Genomic DNA, 14,081 nt, shown 5'->3' with positions numbered 1-14,081 from the left:
CCACGGCCGAATGATGAACCACCACACCGCAATTGGCAGGCCGATCCACGCAAAGACCGCGTTGGCCACGAGAGGCACTTTCATGTACATCGGCGGGTCATCCGGTCCGGAAGCCACCCGTTCGAAATACGGGCCGGTGATCCACCGGATCCAGACGTACAACTGGAGGGCCAGAAGTGCGCCCCCGACCGCCGCCCACACCTTGACTGGCTTGACCGCGGTCTCGGCCTGCCCGCTGCGTTCCGCCATCCTGCCGACCGCGACCTCCGTCAGGGGCGGCGCCGTGGTCTTGCTCGACAGATCACTCATTGCGCGCTGTCCTCCTGTGTCGCAGAGAGGTTCGTCGCGCCTCAGCGCGGCCCGGCGACGGGGCCGCCGATTGAGGGGCGGGAGCCACTGATCGGTCGGTTCGCCGCTAATATACTCATGGGTATCCGAGAATCGGAAGGGGTTCTTAGAATGCGCGCAGAACCTGCAACCTATCAGCGCGGCGGGTAAAGGGGTTCCGGGCGGCGTCGCCTTGGACGAAAGATGTTGTGCTCAAGGCAACTTGATGACGGAGACATACATTTCGAGGATCGGCCGGTAGAGATCGATGTCGTCGAGCCGGCTGCCCAGCATGACGGAGTCGGTGGTGGCGACCAGTATCTGGGCGAACGTCAGTGGAGGGATCAGCAGCGCTCCGCCCAGCCGGTTGATGCCTTCGACGATGAACTTGGCCAGTGCCTCGACGACTTCTGATCGCTTCGCGGCCACCCGTTCTCGTGCGTCGGGGTTGCGAAGCAGATACAAGGTGAATTCGTGTCCCAACGCGGCGTGCTCGGCGCCACGGTCGTCGCTGAGTTTTCGCCAACGTTCGGCGATTTGGTCGAGTTCGCGCGCCCCGATCTGGGTGGCGGTCGACATCACCTCGGAGAAGTTGTCGAAGTACCTGCGCCAGTAGCGATCGCTCACCGCCAGGAACAAATCTTCCTTCGTGGCGAAGTGCTTGTAGATGGCGCCTTTCGTGTAACCCGCGGCGTGTGCGATGTCGTCGAGAGACGCTGCCATGAAGCCTTTTTCGGCAAACACCTCCTCCGCGGCATCCAACAGCAGCGAACGAGTGTGCTCAAGGCGCCGCTCTCGCGTCCAGCGCTCAACCATGTCGCGATTCTGCCATAGAATCTCAGATTATCCTTGGTTATCCAGATACCGATTGGTATGTTAACGGCAGACCCGGCTGTCAGAGCTTCGCGATCGATCGCCTCATCGTGAGCGTGGGCATGCCTATCGCGGGGGTGCCTGGCCGGTTGGCGTCGCTGGCGCAGCCGGGTTCGCGGACGCTGTATCACGACGATTCAGGAGGGGCAGTGTCATGACAGAACTGTCGAGCAGCAAGAGCGCACCGGTGGTCACCGAGTCGCTCGGGGACGTGGCTTCACTCGGGGCCAAGGCTGCTCCCAGGTCCAAGCCCGTGCGAATCTGGGCCGTCGCCGGGGGCGCCATTCTCGCTTTTCAGCTGTACGTGTGGATCCGCTGGATCGCCGGCCCCAATTTCGAGCGGGTTCCTCCCGGGCCGAGCGATCCGCCGACGTTCATGAAGGCGATCCTTTTCACCTGGACCGCCGTGATCGTCGTCGGGCTGCCGGTTGCCTTGTGGTGGTTCATCATTCGGCCGTGGCGTCGTGAGCGGCGAATCACCCTGGACGGGATGCTGCTGATCTCCTGCGGTCTGCTGTTCTTTCAGGATCCGCTGCTGAACTACTTCAACACGTGGAGCACGTACAACACCTGGATGTGGAACCGGGGCTCGTGGGTCCAGGACATTCCGGGTTGGGTGTCGTTCGGGAAACCGGGCGGGATGATGGCCGAGCCGTTCCTGATGAATGCCCCGGGCTACTTCTTCGTCCTGCTCTGCACGATGCTCGGCTGCTGGGTGATGCGCAAAGCCAAGCAGCGCCGGCCCAACATCAACACCTTCGGCTTGATCGGCGTGGTGATCGCCTGGACCTTCGTCTTCGATTTCGTCATCGAGGGTCTGTTCCTCATGCCGATGGGGCTCTTCACCTACCCCGGCGCGATTCGGGCGCTGTCGGTCAATCCCGGCACCTACTACCAGTGGCCGCTCTATGAAGGGCTCATGTGGGGCGGTGTGCAGGCCGGACTGTGCTGCCTGCGCTACTTCACCGACGACCGCGGCCGCACCTTCGTCGAGCGCGGCCTGGACCACGTTCGAGGCGGTCTCGCCAGGCAGCAACTCACCCGCTTCCTGGCGATCTTCGCCGCCTGCAGCGCCTTCTTCTTCGTCTTCTACAACCTGCCCGCGCAGTGGTTCGCCATGCACCAAGATCCCTGGCCCGACGACATCCTGAAGCGCTCGTACTTCCTGATGGGTATCTGCGGCGCGGAAACCGACCGGCCGTGCCCGGATCCTGCGCTACCGGTGCCCCTGACGAATTCCGGCTACATCAACCACGACGGTCAGCTCGTCCTACCCGGTGGGGCGAAGCTGCCGAAAAACGTGCCGCTCGAACGGGGGAAGTAATTGTTGAACAGCCAGCCCGCGGCCGTTCGGTCCCTGCCGGACGCGCCGTTCTACCGGGCGGTCGGCGACGAGGTGGAGGTGTTCCGCGCTGCGGCCCGCCGAGGCCTGCCCGTACTGCTGAAAGGCCCCACGGGATGCGGGAAAACACGATTCGTGGAGGCAATGGCCCACCAGCTCGGCCGGGACCTGATCACCGTCGCCGGTCACGAGGACATGACGTCGGCCGATCTGGTGGGCCGGTTCCTGCTCAAGGGCGGTGAAACGGTCTGGGTGGACGGACCCTTGACCCGCGCCGTGCGCGAGGGCGCCATCTTCTATCTGGACGAGGTGGTGGAGGCGCGCCAGGACACCACCGTGGTCATCCATCCGCTCGCCGATCACCGCCGCGAGCTTCCGGTGGACCGGCTCGGCACCACCTTGCGGGCGGCGCCCGGATTCCAGCTGGTGATCTCCTACAACCCCGGCTACCAGAGCGTCCTGAAGAACCTCAAGGAGTCGACCCGCCAGCGCTTCGTCGCCATCGAACTCGGCTACCCCTCCCCGGAGGTCGAGACCGAGGTGGTGGCCTACGAAGCCGGGATCGACACCGAGACCGCACGTTCGTTGGTCAAGCTCGCGTACGCCATCCGCAACCTCGACGGCTCACCCTTGCGCGAGGCGTCCTCCACGCGCATGTTGATTCTCGCCGCCGGCCTCGCCGCCGAAGGCCTGAACCTGCGCAGCGCGGTGCACGCGGCCGTCGTCCAGGTGCTCTCCGACGACGACGATGTCATCCGAGCCCTCGACGAACTCGTCAACACCGTCCTGCCCCAGAAGTGACCGACGCGCCTGACCACCCCGACCGGTTCCGGTTCCTCGCCACCTACATCGCCGGCAGGTCCGTCGAAGTCACCGAGGCGCCGGCTGGGGGGCCCGCGCACACCAACGGGCGGTTCATCTTCGTCTCGCCCGGGGCCTCGGTCGATCAGCAGCGCCGCGAGACGGTGGTGCAGGCGGCACTTCTCGGCGCGGGCAGCCTTGATCCGCGGTTGGTGAAGGGATTGCGCGCGCGTTCCACCTTGGCGCGTCGTTACCTGGCACTCGAAGGTCGACGGGTCCTCGCCGACCTCGCGCGGCACCTTCCCCTCGATGCCGTGCTCCTCCCGGACGAACGACCCAGCACCAGGGCCGCCGAGGAGTCGCTCGAGGTGGCCAAGAGCCGAACCAAGGTTGCCGACCCGCCGGGGTGGTTCGGTGTCATCAAGCCCTCCCGGCTGATGGCGGCGCCCACCGGGCCGGGCGGTCAGGCCACCAACAAAGATCTGCAATTGCGATTCGACCCTGTCGATATGCCCGAGTCGGAGGACGACGACGAAGGCGATGACGGCAGGAAGTCGGGGGACAGCAAGATCCTCAAACTGTTTGAGAGTCCGTTGCTCAACAACAAGTCGATGTCGGACTACTTCCGCAAGATGTTCGGCGGCTCGCGCTCCTCTGGAGAGGGTGCCGCGGGCGCCGAGATGACAGTTCGCTCAATGCGCCGCGCGCACGCGGTCGGTCCGAATGCGCGTCCTCTGCCCACCCGGGTCCAGTTCACCGATGACGGCAAGCCCGGTGCTGCGATCGGCGTGGGGGGCGCCCTGCATCCGGAGTGGGACGTCTTCAACGACCGGTACAAGCCCGACTGGTGCCGCGTCATCGACTTTCCCCTGACCGTTGCCGCCGACGTCTCGGATGCCGGCGTGGCGCACGACGACGTGCTGCGGCGCCGCCTGGCTCGCGTCGGCCTCGGGCCGAAGGTCTTGCGCGGCCGTGCCGACGGGGACGACCTCGACATCGAGGCGCTCATCGATCTGTTCGTCGACCTGCAATCAGGTTTTTCCCCACCGGAACACGTCTACCTGGAGCGCCGCAAACTTGCCCGCAATCTCGGCGTGCTCATCTTGATCGACGCGTCCGGGTCTGCCATCGACGCCGATGCGGATGGCCGCGCGGTGCACGACCACCAGCGACGAGCGGCCGCCACTTTGGCCGTGACACTCGAAGAGCTTGGTGACCGGGTCGCCGTCTACGCCTTCCGATCGCAGGGCCGCCACGCCGTCCAGCTGCCGGTCATCAAGACGTTCGACCAGAGTTTCGGCGCCGTGGGGCGTGCTCGGCTCAATCAGCTCGAACCGTCGGGGTATACGCGCCTCGGTGCCGGGATCCGAGGCGCCGGCGAGATACTCAAAACTCAGGCGGGCACGCCGAACCGGCTGTTGGTCGTCCTTTCCGATGGATTCCCCTACGACGACGGCTACGAAGGCCGTTACGCCGAAGCCGACTCCTTCAAGGCCCTCGACGAACTGCGGGCAGAAGGCGTTGCGTGCCTTTGCCTTTCCATAGGCGCCAGCACTGCGACCGACGCGCTCGAACGTGTCTTCGGTTCCGCCGGCTATGCCAGCGCCGCAACGCTGGCCGAATTGAGCCCGCGAATGGATGAGTTGTTCCTGTCCTCCCTCCGGGAGCTTGCCGCGCCGAGACCGTCGCGAGGCATCGCATGAAGGCGGCATTGGCGAAGTCGCGGACGGGACATCGAAGGTGACCCGCCAGCACAATGCTGCGAGCCCTGACGAGGCTGAAATCCGTCGACGCGCATGGCCGGCGTCATACCTCTAGGGTGGACGTGATTCCAACGGCGGGGCAGCGGGGACCGGATAGTCACGTTAGGACCGGCCGCTTCGATTGAGATAATTGCTGTCCCGGGCAAGCAGCGAATCGAGGAGCCGATGAGTGACAACTCCGGCGGGGGGCACCGTCCCCTGATCGGGTACATCACCCACGACATCGCACCGCCGATCAGCCCCGCGCCGATCGGCCGGGAGTGGATGTCGGAGATCCGCCAGGGCTGGCCGCACCGGTGTCTGCCGATGCTGATCGCCAACCAGAGCGGCTGGGAGGTGCGCAACCGCAGCGCGTTCACCGCGACCTGGATGGGCGGCAATGACCGCACCAACCTGATGATCGCGCCCGACACCCGCGACAGCGGTCAGTTCCTGCCGTCGAGCCACTTCGGCTACGGCATCCTGACCTGGCACCTGCCCATCCTGTTCCGCACCCCGCCGGGCTACAACCTGCTGGTTCGCGGACCGGCCAATCATCCGAAGGACGCCATCTCCCCGCTGGAGGGCATCGTCGAAACCGATTGGTCCAGCTCGAGTTTCAGCATGAACTGGAAATTCACCCGCGAGTTCATGCCGGTGCGATTCGAGATCGACGAGCCGATCTGCATGATCGTGCCGCAGCGCCGGGCCGAGTTGGAGGAGTTCGTGCCGGAGCTGCGGCCCATCGAATCCGACGAGGAGCTGCACCGCAAGCACGAGCACTTCCTCGGCTCGCGCGGCGCGCTGGGCCGTGAACAGGAGGCCGCGGCCGGTGCGGCCAACGAGAAGGTGCCGTGGCAGGGCGATTACACGCGCGGCCGGCACAGCGACGGCGAGCCCGGCGCGGACGACCACCAGACCCGCCGCCGACTCCGGTCGTTCGTCGCGCAGCAGCCCGAGAACGCGGACTAGCGCGACATCATTGCGCGGGCAAGGGAATTGCCCACCGCCGCGTTGCTGATCGCCTCCGGCGCCTGCGCCGATGCACCGGCCCACGCGATGTACCCGTCGGGACGCACCAGCACGGCGGGGCCGTGGTCGGCCCGCTCGGCCTGCACCATTCCGGGCGCCTCGACCGGGGCGGCGCCGTATTCGCGGATGAAGACGTAATTGCCACCGCGCTGCAGCTGCGTCAACCGCCCCTCGACGAGGGGGATCGCGGCGGCCCGGGTGCCGACCAGCCCGCGCCGGCCGTACCGCAACCCGGTGCCCGCGAAACTGCCGGCCACCAAGTCCTGCACGGCGGGAAGGCGAAGCAGGTTGGGCGCCAACAGGTTACGCAGCCAGATCGCGGGCCGCCGATGCAGCGTCGCGGCGCGGGCGATCATCCCGGACTGCGCCAGCACCCGCTTGCCGATCGGATGGCGTTCGTCCTGGTAGGTGTCCAGCAGCGCGTCGTCGGCCCCGCCGAGCACGGCATCGAGCTTCCAGGCCAGGTTCGCGGCGTCCTGGATGCCGGTGTTCATGCCCTGGCCGCCCATCGGCGAGTGCACGTGCGCGGCGTCGCCGGCCAGGAACACCCGGCCGTGCCGGTACCGCGCGACTTGCCTCTCGTCGCAATGGAATCGCGACTTCCAGCCGATCTGGGTCACACCGAAGTCGGTGCCCATGGCGCGGGCGAGGACGTCGACGATCTCGGCGTCGTCGACGGGCGCGTCGTCGGGCAGTTGGTGGTCGCGGTCCCACACCAGGGCGCGGTACCACGAGCCGTCCGCGTCGTGCCGGTTGTAGGGAGCCAGGAAACCCAGCACGTCACCGGTGGTGTCCACCACCAGGCCGCCGCGGGCCGGGCCGTGGGCCAGCTTGACGTCGGCCAGCATCAACGAGGTCAGCACCGTCTTGCCGGGGAAGTCGGCGCCGAGCAGCGTCCGGACGGTGCTGTGGGCGCCGTCGGCGCCGATCACATACCGCGCCCGCCACGTCTGCCGGTGTGCGGGATCGCCGTCGCCCTTGGGTCCGGCGGTGACGGTGACGCCCGCGGCGTCCTGCGCGAGCGCGACCACCTCGACGCCGCGCCGGATGTCGGCCCCCTCGGCCACCGCGTAGCGGCGCAGCGCGGCGTCGACGTTGGTCTGCGGGGTGATCAGGACGAACGGGTAGGCCGAGTCGAGCCGGGTCAGGTCGAGGCGGGCCTTGGCGAACAGCGTCACGTCCGGTCCGCGCTGCCCGATCGCGAGCAGCTCGTCGGCCGCGCCGCGCGCGTCGAGGAGCTCCAGGGTCCGGGGCATGACGGCGAACGCGCGGCTGGTCGGGTTCTCGGCGGGCCAGCGCTCCAGCACGGTCACCGACCGCCCGGCGCGGGCCAGGTCGCCCGCGGCGGTCAGGCCGGTGGGGCCCGCGCCCACGACCAGGACGTCGACCTCGTGAACCGTGGTTGTACTCATCGGATCGCTCCTTCCGGTTGCGGGTACCAGCGACGGATGTCGCCGGGGGTGGCTTGCGCGGCGTGGTTGAAGACGAAGCGGCAACCGGGCTGGGTGGTGTGCGCGATGTTGACGATCGACTCGAACAGCAGGGTGTTGGCGGCGACCAGGCGGATCCCGGCGCCGATCAGCACGGCGTCGTAACGCTTGGCGCGCAGCCACGCGGCGGCCTTGTCGGCGCCGGCGGTGCCGAAGTCGATCAGGCAGTTGTCCACCCGGTAGCCCGCCGCGCGCAGGCCTGCGACGTTGTCGTCGTTGGCCGCCCGCAGCGCGTCCCGCGACAGGCCCGCGAACTGGGCGAACTCCGGCGACGAGTAGTCGATGACGTCGGGATCCAGCCCGACCTGGATGACGGTCACGGTCATGTCTGGGTCTCCTCGCCGAGCCGATTCAACAACTGTTGAAATCAACGTAAGCCCGGCCGCTAGCCATGTCAACAGTTGTTGAACTAGAATTTCGGCATGCCCGGTAAGACCCGCGACGGCAAGGTCACCCGCGCGACGATCCTGAGCGCCGCGCGGACCCTGTTCTCCACCCACGGCTTCGAGCGGACCACCATCCGTGCGATCGCGGCCGAGGCCGGCGTCGACCCGGCGCTCGTCATGCACTACTTCGGCAACAAGGCCGACCTGTTTGCCGCGGTCTCGCGGCTCGAGATCACCTTCCCCGACCTCACCGGCGTCGCCCCGGAACGCATCGCCGACATCCTGGTGCCGTTCCTCATCCGGGTATGGGATCCGGGCGGGCCGTTCCTGCCGCTGCTGCGCGCGGCCGCGACCAACCGGGTGGCCGCCGACGCGCTACTGGAGGTGTTCGTCGAAAAGGTCGCCCCGGCGCTGACCACCATCACCCCCGACCGGGCCGCCGAGCGGACCGCGATGGTGGGATCGCAGGTGCTGGGAATCGCCATGGCGCGCAATGTCGTTGGGGTGCCCGCGCTGGTCGCGATGGACGACGCGACGCTGACCGAATGGCTGCGCCCGGTGCTGGCGCACTACCTCACCGGCTCGACCCGCGCCTAGAGTGAATGGCATGCCGCTTACCGGAGAATACGAACCGTCGCCGTTGGATTGGTCTCGCGAGCAAGCTGACAAATACGCCGAGTCGGGGGGCGCCGAGGCCGCCGACATGAAGGGCAAGCCGATCATCCTGCTGACCACGGTCGGCGCCAAGACCGGCAAACTGCGCAAGACGCCGCTGATGCGCGTCGAGCACGACGGCCAGTACGCGGTCGTCGCCTCCTTGGGCGGGGCGCCGAAACATCCGGTCTGGTACTACAACATCAAGAAGAATCCCCGCGTCGAGCTGCAGGACGGCTCGGTGACCCGCGATTACGACGCCCGCGAGGTCTTCGGCGACGAGAAGGCGACTTGGTGGGAGCGCGCCGTGGCGGCCTGGCCCGACTACGCCGAGTACCAGACCAAGACCGACCGCCAGATCCCGGTGTTCGTGCTGACCCCGGTCGACTGAATTCCGGAGTTGGTCGGCCGCCGTGGCACCATTGATCAGTGTCCGCCGAATTGAGCCAGAGTCCGAGCGTCTCGCCGCTGTCCGCGGCTGACATCGACGGCGCGGCCAAGCGGATCGCCGCGGTGGTCACGCCGACCCCGCTGCAGTTCAGCGACCGGTTGTCGGCGATCACCGGCGCGCAGGTCTACCTCAAGCGCGAGGACCTGCAGATCGTGCGCTCCTACAAGCTGCGCGGCGCCTACAACCTGCTGGTCCAGCTGACCGAGGCGGAGCTGGCGGCCGGGGTGGTGTGTTCGTCGGCGGGCAACCACGCGCAGGGTTTCGCCTACGCGTGCCGGATGCTGCAGGTGCACGGCCGCGTCTACGTGCCGGCCAAGACGCCGATGCAGAAGCGCGACCGGATCCGCTACCACGGCGGCGACTTCATCGACCTGATCGTCGGTGGCAGCACCTACGACCTGGCCGCCGAGGCGGCCCTGGCCGACGTGGCGAGCACCGGCGCCACGTTGGTGCCGCCCTATGACGACCTGCGCACCATGGCGGGCCAGGGCACCATCGCCGCCGAACTACTCGATCAGCTCGGCGCCGAGCCGGACCTGGTGGTGGTCCCGGTGGGCGGCGGCGGCTGCATCGCCGGCATCACCACCTACCTCGCCGAGCGGACGCGCAACACCTCGGTGCTGGGCGTCGAGCCGGCCGGCGCCGCGGCGATGATGGCCGCGCTGTCGGCCGGGGAGCCGGTGACGCTGGAAGACGTCGACCAGTTCGTCGACGGCGCCGCGGTGCGGCGGGCCGGTGACCTCACCTACGCCGCGCTGGCGGCCGCCGGCGACATGGTCTCGATCACCGCGGTCGACGAGGGCGCGGTGTGCACCGCGATGCTCGACCTCTACCAGAACGAGGGCATCATCGCCGAGCCGGCGGGCGCGCTGTCGGTCACCGGATTGCTCGACGCCGACATCGAGCCCGGTTCGACGGTGGTGTGCCTGATCTCGGGCGGCAACAACGACGTGTCGCGGTACGGCGAAGTGCTCGAACGCTCGCTGGTGCACCTCGGCCTCAAGCACTACTTCCTGGTGGACTTCCCCCAGGAGCCCGGGGCGTTGCGCCGCTTCCTGGACACCGTGCTCGGACCGAACGACGACATCACCCTGTTCGAGTACGTCAAGCGCAACAACCGGGAGACCGGCGAGGCGCTGGTCGGCATCCAGCTGGGGTCCTCGGCCGACCTGGACGGCCTGCTGGCCCGGATGCGTGCGACCGAGTTGCACGTCGAGACCCTGAAACCGGGCTCGCCGGCCTACCGCTACCTGCTGCTCTAGCGGCCGGGGCCGCGATAGATGCGCCCGCCATATGGACCCGGCACCAGCGGATTCGGCCCGGTCAGCGCCGGATTGGTGGCGTGTCTCGTCCTGCTGGTGTGGGCGGCGATATGGATCGCTCGGCGCGGGCGCCTGCTAATCGCGTTGTGGGACAAGGTGTCTCACAACGCCGTGATCGATGAGACGCTGACCTGGCTGCGCGACCGGATCGGCGCCAGGGAACGGGCGCTGGCGCGCCGGTTGCGGGTGAGCGAGGTCGCCGGGTTGGCGTTGGCGCTCGGGCTGCTCGTGGTCGTGGCGCTGGCGGTCGGCTTCACCGAGGTGCTCGACGACGTGCTCGAGGGCGACGGCATCGCCGGATTCGACCAACCGACGACGCGGTGGCTCGCCACCCACCGGGATCTGTGGCTGACCACCGCCCTGAGGGTGGTGACCGGAGCGGGGAGTCCGCTTTTCCTGGCCGCGGTCGCCTTGCCGATCTCGGTTGTCGCCGGTTGGCGGTGCCGGTCGTGGCGGCCCGTGGTGCTGGCACTGGTTGCCGGCGTGGGCGTCCCCCTGGTGCTGTTCACGGCGAAGGTCTTGGTGGGCCGGCAACGCCCGGCCCTGCCGTTCGCCCTGGTCGACGCGGACGGCTATTCGTTTCCGTCCGGGCACGCGACCGGCACCGCCGCGAGCATGGTCATCTCCGCGTGGCTGCTGACCCGCTGGCTCGTCCCATGGTGGACCGGGCGGGTGATCGTCTGGGCGATGGCCACCGCCGTGACGTTCGTGGTCGGGTTTTCCCGCGTTTATCTGGGGGTCCACTACGTCAGCGATGTGCTGTCGGGCTGGCTGCTGGGGCTGGCCTGGGCCGGCACCGTCATGCTCGTCGGCTCCTGGTGGGACGACACCCGACGGGCACGCGGCTCAGCGTCGGTCACCCCGTAAGTACGCCGGCACGGCGGTGCCCGGAGTCAGGTCGCCGGCCGGCACGGGCGGCCCGGCCGTCAGGCTCAGCGGCAGCACGCCCGCCCAATGGGGCAGCGACAGGTCCTGCGGATCGTCGGCCGGCGGGCCGCTGCGCACCTTCGCCGACACCTCGACGAGGTCGAGGGCGAGCACCCCGGTCGCGGCGAGCTCGCGCGCATCGGGGGCTCGGCAGTCGGCGGCGCGCCCCGGCGCGATGTGATCCAGCAGGCCGCCCAGCGCCCGCGACTTCTCCGCCGGATCGTCCACCACGCGCGCATCGCCCAGCACCACCACCGAGCGGAAATTCACCGAGTGGTGCATGGCCGAGCGGGCCAGCACCAGACCGTCGACCAGGGTCGCGGTGACGCAGACCGGCAGGCCCGACCCCGCGGCTTCGGCCGCCTTCGCCGCCAGCACCGGGCCGCCGCCGGACGAACCGTGCAGGTAGAGCGTTTCGTCGAGCCGGGCGTGCGTGGTGGGCAAGACCACCGGTCGACCGGCGCTCAGGTAGCCCAGGTGGCAGATCAGCGCCTCGTCCAGGATGGCGTGCACCGTGGGCCGGTCGTAGTGCGCCCGCTCCCGGTAGCGGGTCGGCGTGGTGCGTGCGGTCGGTTGGTATGCGGTGTCCACGGCGTTGCCCTCAGATTTGTTCTAGTACATAATATATTGCGTGCCAGTACAAAACAGCATAACCGGAACCGGCGCGGAGTCCATAGCCGCCAGCGTCGAGGCGGCGATATCGGGCGGCGCTTTGGCGCCCGGCGACGCGCTACCGCCGGTGCGGGAGCTGGCCACCCAGCTCGGCGTCAACGCCAACACCGCCGCCGCCGCCTACCGCCTGCTGCGTCAGCGCGGTGCCGTCGAGACCGCCGGCCGGCGCGGCACCCGCGTGCGCCATCGCCCGGCGACCACCCCGCGCTCGCTGCTCGGGCTGGACGTGCCCGCCGGCGTGCGCGACCTGTCCACCGGAAATCCGCACCCCGCCCTGTTGCCCATCGCGGGCGCGTCGCCGCCCGGCCCGGACGCGAAGCCACCGGTGCTCTACGGCGAGCCGGCCGTCTCGGCGGCGCTGGGGGAGTTCGCCCGCCGCGCGCTGTCCGCCGACGGGGTCCCCGCCGACCACCTGGCGGTGACCAGCGGCGCGCTGGATGGCATCGAACGCGCGCTCACCGCGCACCTGCGGCCCGGCGATCGCGTGGCCGTCGAGGATCCGGGCTGGGCCAACCTTCTCGATCTGCTTGCCGCACTGGGTCTTTCGGCCCAACCGGTGCGGGTCGACGACGACGGCCCGCTGCCCGACGATTTGGCCCGCGCGCTGGGTGGCGGGGTGCGCGCGCTGGTGCTCACCAACCGCGCCCAAAACCCCACGGGCGCCGCGTTTTCCGCCGATCGTGCCGCTGCGCTGGGCGCGCTGTTGGCGCGGCGGGCCGACGACCTGCTGGTGGTGGAAGACGACCACTGCGCCGGCATCTCCGGCGCACCGCTGCACACCCTGGCCGGCCGCACCGCGCACTGGGCGTTCGTCCGCTCGGCGTCCAAGGCCTACGGCCCCGACCTGCGGGTGGCCGTGCTTGCCGGCGACCATCGCACCGTCGAGCGGGTGCACGGCCGGTTGCGGCTCGGGCCGGGCTGGGTGAGCCACATCCTGCAGCGGCTGGCCGTCGACTTGTGGTCCGACCCGGCGGCGGCGCAGCTGGTGGCGACCGCCGAGCGGGACTACGCCCAAAGCCGAACCCGCCTTTGCGATGCCCTGGCCGAGCGCGGCGTCGAGGCGCACGGGCGCTCCGGGCTCAACGTGTGGGTGCCGGTTCCCGACGAGGCGGTCGCCGTGTCGCGCCTGCTCGCCGCGGGCTGGGCGGCCGCACCGGGCAGCCGGTTCCGGATGCACACGCCGGCGGGCATCCGCATCACGATCTCCGGGCTGACCGCCGACGAGATCGATCCGCTCGCCGACGCGGTCGCCCGGGCGGTGCGCCCGGCCGGCCGGGCCATCGTGTAGCCGCCGCTCAGGCGCCCTCGTCGTCGTTGGCGCCGGGTCCGGGACCGCTCCACAACAGCTCAATGCCGGGATGCGGCGGCATGTCATGGCGCACGGCGTTCCGGCCCGACGGCGGATTGGGGGCGCGGCGGCTCGGCTTGCGCCGGCAGATGCGTCGCAGTGGGTGACCGAATTCAGATTGACTCATGGCGGCATCATCGGGGGTCAGCCCGCGGCGCCGCCATTCAGTTGTCCACAGCCCGCTCACGTCGAGAGAATCGCGATGAAGAATCTGCGAGGATTCCGGCGGCTTTAGCAACTTCGCCGTATGCGGCCGCCAGGCTCGACAACGTCGAATGAGCGTTGCGGCCACTCGGGTTGGGAACCACCCACAGCTCGGTTGCGTCATATGGCGACGCTTGCTTGCCCGCCTCGGCGCGGCGCTGACCGAAAGCGTCTCGGTATGCGGTGATCCCGAGGACTGCGACGACACGCGGGACGAATTTTTCGACCATCCGGTCCAGTTTCCGCTTGCCGTTGATCAGTTCGGCGGCGGTGAGCTCGTCGGCGCCCGCGGTCGCCCTGTCGACCAGGTTGGTAATGCCGATCCCGCGCCGCACCAGGTATTTCCAGTCGTCCGGCGCAAACCCTGACGAGGCGTCGATTAAGTGATCGGTGATGCCGGCGCGGTACAACGCCGGCCAGAACCGATTGCCGCGCGGCGCGAAATGTGCTTGTACGGCAGCGGTTCGCAGGCCGGGATTAATGCCCACGAACAGCAGCCGGACCTGATCG

At 68.8% G+C, this 14,081-nt stretch carries 15 protein-coding genes and 1 pseudogene; 9 read left to right on the top strand and 7 right to left on the bottom strand.

Features of this window, described 5'->3' with window-relative positions; genetic code table 11:
• Positions 1-309: pseudogene (locus A5646_RS04280) on the bottom strand (DUF5135 domain-containing protein); the annotation flags it as partial.
• Positions 310-540: 231 nt separating this feature from the next.
• Complete coding sequence (locus tag A5646_RS04275) at positions 541-1,143, bottom strand: TetR/AcrR family transcriptional regulator (protein WP_065155404.1); 603 nt, start codon at positions 1,141-1,143, stop codon at positions 541-543.
• A gap of 211 nt (positions 1,144-1,354) precedes the next feature.
• Here A5646_RS04275 and A5646_RS04270 point away from each other — a divergent pair, with 211 nt between their 5' ends.
• The 4 genes from A5646_RS04270 (at position 1,355) to A5646_RS04255 (ending at position 6,057) form a co-directional block, all read left to right on the top strand.
• Positions 1,355-2,524, top strand: a complete 1,170-nt coding sequence (locus A5646_RS04270) for a spirocyclase AveC family protein (RefSeq protein ID WP_067020099.1) — start codon at positions 1,355-1,357, stop codon at positions 2,522-2,524.
• Positions 2,525-3,343: a CbbQ/NirQ/NorQ/GpvN family protein gene (locus tag A5646_RS04265; RefSeq protein WP_067020096.1), complete on the top strand. Its 819-nt coding sequence runs from the start codon at positions 2,525-2,527 to the stop codon at positions 3,341-3,343. It begins immediately after the preceding gene.
• A complete protein-coding gene (locus tag A5646_RS04260) occupies positions 3,340-5,046 on the top strand; it encodes a nitric oxide reductase activation protein NorD (RefSeq protein WP_067020093.1) in 1,707 nt (568 codons plus the stop codon). Before A5646_RS04265 ends, A5646_RS04260 begins: the two co-directional genes overlap by 4 nt.
• Before the next feature lie 225 nt (positions 5,047-5,271).
• Positions 5,272-6,057, top strand: coding sequence for a DUF6065 family protein (locus A5646_RS04255; RefSeq protein WP_066872026.1), 786 nt, complete (start codon positions 5,272-5,274; stop codon positions 6,055-6,057).
• Here the strand turns inward: A5646_RS04255 and A5646_RS04250 are convergent.
• Both A5646_RS04250 and A5646_RS04245 read right to left on the bottom strand, forming a co-directional pair.
• The gene (locus tag A5646_RS04250) at positions 6,054-7,529 is read right to left on the bottom strand and encodes an FAD-dependent oxidoreductase (protein ID WP_067020091.1); all 1,476 of its coding nucleotides are present in this window, start codon (positions 7,527-7,529) and stop codon (positions 6,054-6,056) included. The two genes, A5646_RS04255 and A5646_RS04250, sit on opposite strands and share 4 nt — an antisense overlap.
• Complete coding sequence (locus A5646_RS04245) at positions 7,526-7,933, bottom strand: hypothetical protein (protein ID WP_066864214.1); 408 nt, start codon at positions 7,931-7,933, stop codon at positions 7,526-7,528. The genes A5646_RS04250 and A5646_RS04245 overlap by 4 nt, the downstream gene beginning before the upstream one ends.
• 96 nt (positions 7,934-8,029) lie before the next feature.
• Here A5646_RS04245 and A5646_RS04240 point away from each other — a divergent pair, with 96 nt between their 5' ends.
• Genes A5646_RS04240 through A5646_RS04225 form a run of 4 tightly spaced genes read left to right on the top strand, consistent with a single transcriptional unit; the run spans position 8,030 to position 11,287 of the window.
• Complete coding sequence (locus A5646_RS04240) at positions 8,030-8,590, top strand: TetR family transcriptional regulator (RefSeq protein WP_067020087.1); 561 nt, start codon at positions 8,030-8,032, stop codon at positions 8,588-8,590.
• A gap of 10 nt (positions 8,591-8,600) precedes the next feature.
• Positions 8,601-9,038, top strand: a complete 438-nt coding sequence (locus tag A5646_RS04235; protein WP_066878280.1) for a nitroreductase family deazaflavin-dependent oxidoreductase — start codon at positions 8,601-8,603, stop codon at positions 9,036-9,038.
• 38 nt (positions 9,039-9,076) lie between these two features.
• Entirely contained in the window at positions 9,077-10,360 is a 1,284-nt protein-coding gene (gene ilvA, locus A5646_RS04230) for a threonine ammonia-lyase (protein ID WP_066864209.1), read from the top strand.
• Between the two features lie 18 nt (positions 10,361-10,378).
• Positions 10,379-11,287: a phosphatase PAP2 family protein gene (locus A5646_RS04225; RefSeq protein ID WP_067020085.1), complete on the top strand. Its 909-nt coding sequence runs from the start codon at positions 10,379-10,381 to the stop codon at positions 11,285-11,287.
• Here A5646_RS04225 and A5646_RS04220 read toward each other — a convergent pair.
• Positions 11,267-11,938 (bottom strand): pyridoxamine 5'-phosphate oxidase family protein, encoded by a 672-nt coding sequence (locus A5646_RS04220; protein WP_066864201.1) that lies wholly within the window; start codon positions 11,936-11,938, stop codon positions 11,267-11,269. The genes A5646_RS04225 and A5646_RS04220 overlap by 21 nt on opposite strands.
• Positions 11,939-11,978: 40 nt before the next feature.
• Here A5646_RS04220 and A5646_RS04215 point away from each other — a divergent pair, with 40 nt between their 5' ends.
• Positions 11,979-13,307: an aminotransferase class I/II-fold pyridoxal phosphate-dependent enzyme gene (locus A5646_RS04215; RefSeq protein ID WP_067020082.1), complete on the top strand. Its 1,329-nt coding sequence runs from the start codon at positions 11,979-11,981 to the stop codon at positions 13,305-13,307.
• Positions 13,308-13,314: 7 nt separating this feature from the next.
• On the opposite strand, the gene A5646_RS04210 is transcribed toward A5646_RS04215, so the two are convergent.
• Positions 13,315-13,494 carry a hypothetical protein gene (locus A5646_RS04210; protein ID WP_066878254.1) on the bottom strand — a complete coding sequence of 60 codons (180 nt, stop codon included), beginning with the start codon at positions 13,492-13,494 and terminating at the stop codon, positions 13,315-13,317.
• Between the two features lie 37 nt (positions 13,495-13,531).
• Positions 13,532-14,081: mismatch-specific DNA-glycosylase (locus A5646_RS04205; RefSeq protein ID WP_067020079.1), on the bottom strand; the 550-nt coding region annotated here is incomplete at its 5' end.

This window comes from Mycobacterium sp. 1245499.0, assembly GCF_001673615.1.
Taxonomy (GTDB): Bacteria; Actinomycetota; Actinomycetes; order Mycobacteriales; family Mycobacteriaceae; genus Mycobacterium; species Mycobacterium europaeum_A.
This window is presented reverse-complemented; position numbering and strand designations above follow the sequence as displayed.

Coding starts and splice junctions, on each gene's coding strand:
- A5646_RS04275 (WP_065155404.1), bottom strand. CDS start 1,143: ATGGTTGAGCGCTGGACGCGAGAGCGGCGCCTTGAGCACACTCGTTCG.
- A5646_RS04270 (WP_067020099.1), top strand. CDS start 1,355: ATGACAGAACTGTCGAGCAGCAAGAGCGCACCGGTGGTCACCGAGTCG.
- A5646_RS04255 (WP_066872026.1), top strand. CDS start 5,272: ATGAGTGACAACTCCGGCGGGGGGCACCGTCCCCTGATCGGGTACATC.
- A5646_RS04250 (WP_067020091.1), bottom strand. CDS start 7,529: ATGAGTACAACCACGGTTCACGAGGTCGACGTCCTGGTCGTGGGCGCG.
- A5646_RS04245 (WP_066864214.1), bottom strand. CDS start 7,933: ATGACCGTGACCGTCATCCAGGTCGGGCTGGATCCCGACGTCATCGAC.
- A5646_RS04240 (WP_067020087.1), top strand. CDS start 8,030: ATGCCCGGTAAGACCCGCGACGGCAAGGTCACCCGCGCGACGATCCTG.
- A5646_RS04235 (WP_066878280.1), top strand. CDS start 8,601: ATGCCGCTTACCGGAGAATACGAACCGTCGCCGTTGGATTGGTCTCGC.
- A5646_RS04225 (WP_067020085.1), top strand. CDS start 10,379: ATGCGCCCGCCATATGGACCCGGCACCAGCGGATTCGGCCCGGTCAGC.
- A5646_RS04210 (WP_066878254.1), bottom strand. CDS start 13,494: ATGAGTCAATCTGAATTCGGTCACCCACTGCGACGCATCTGCCGGCGC.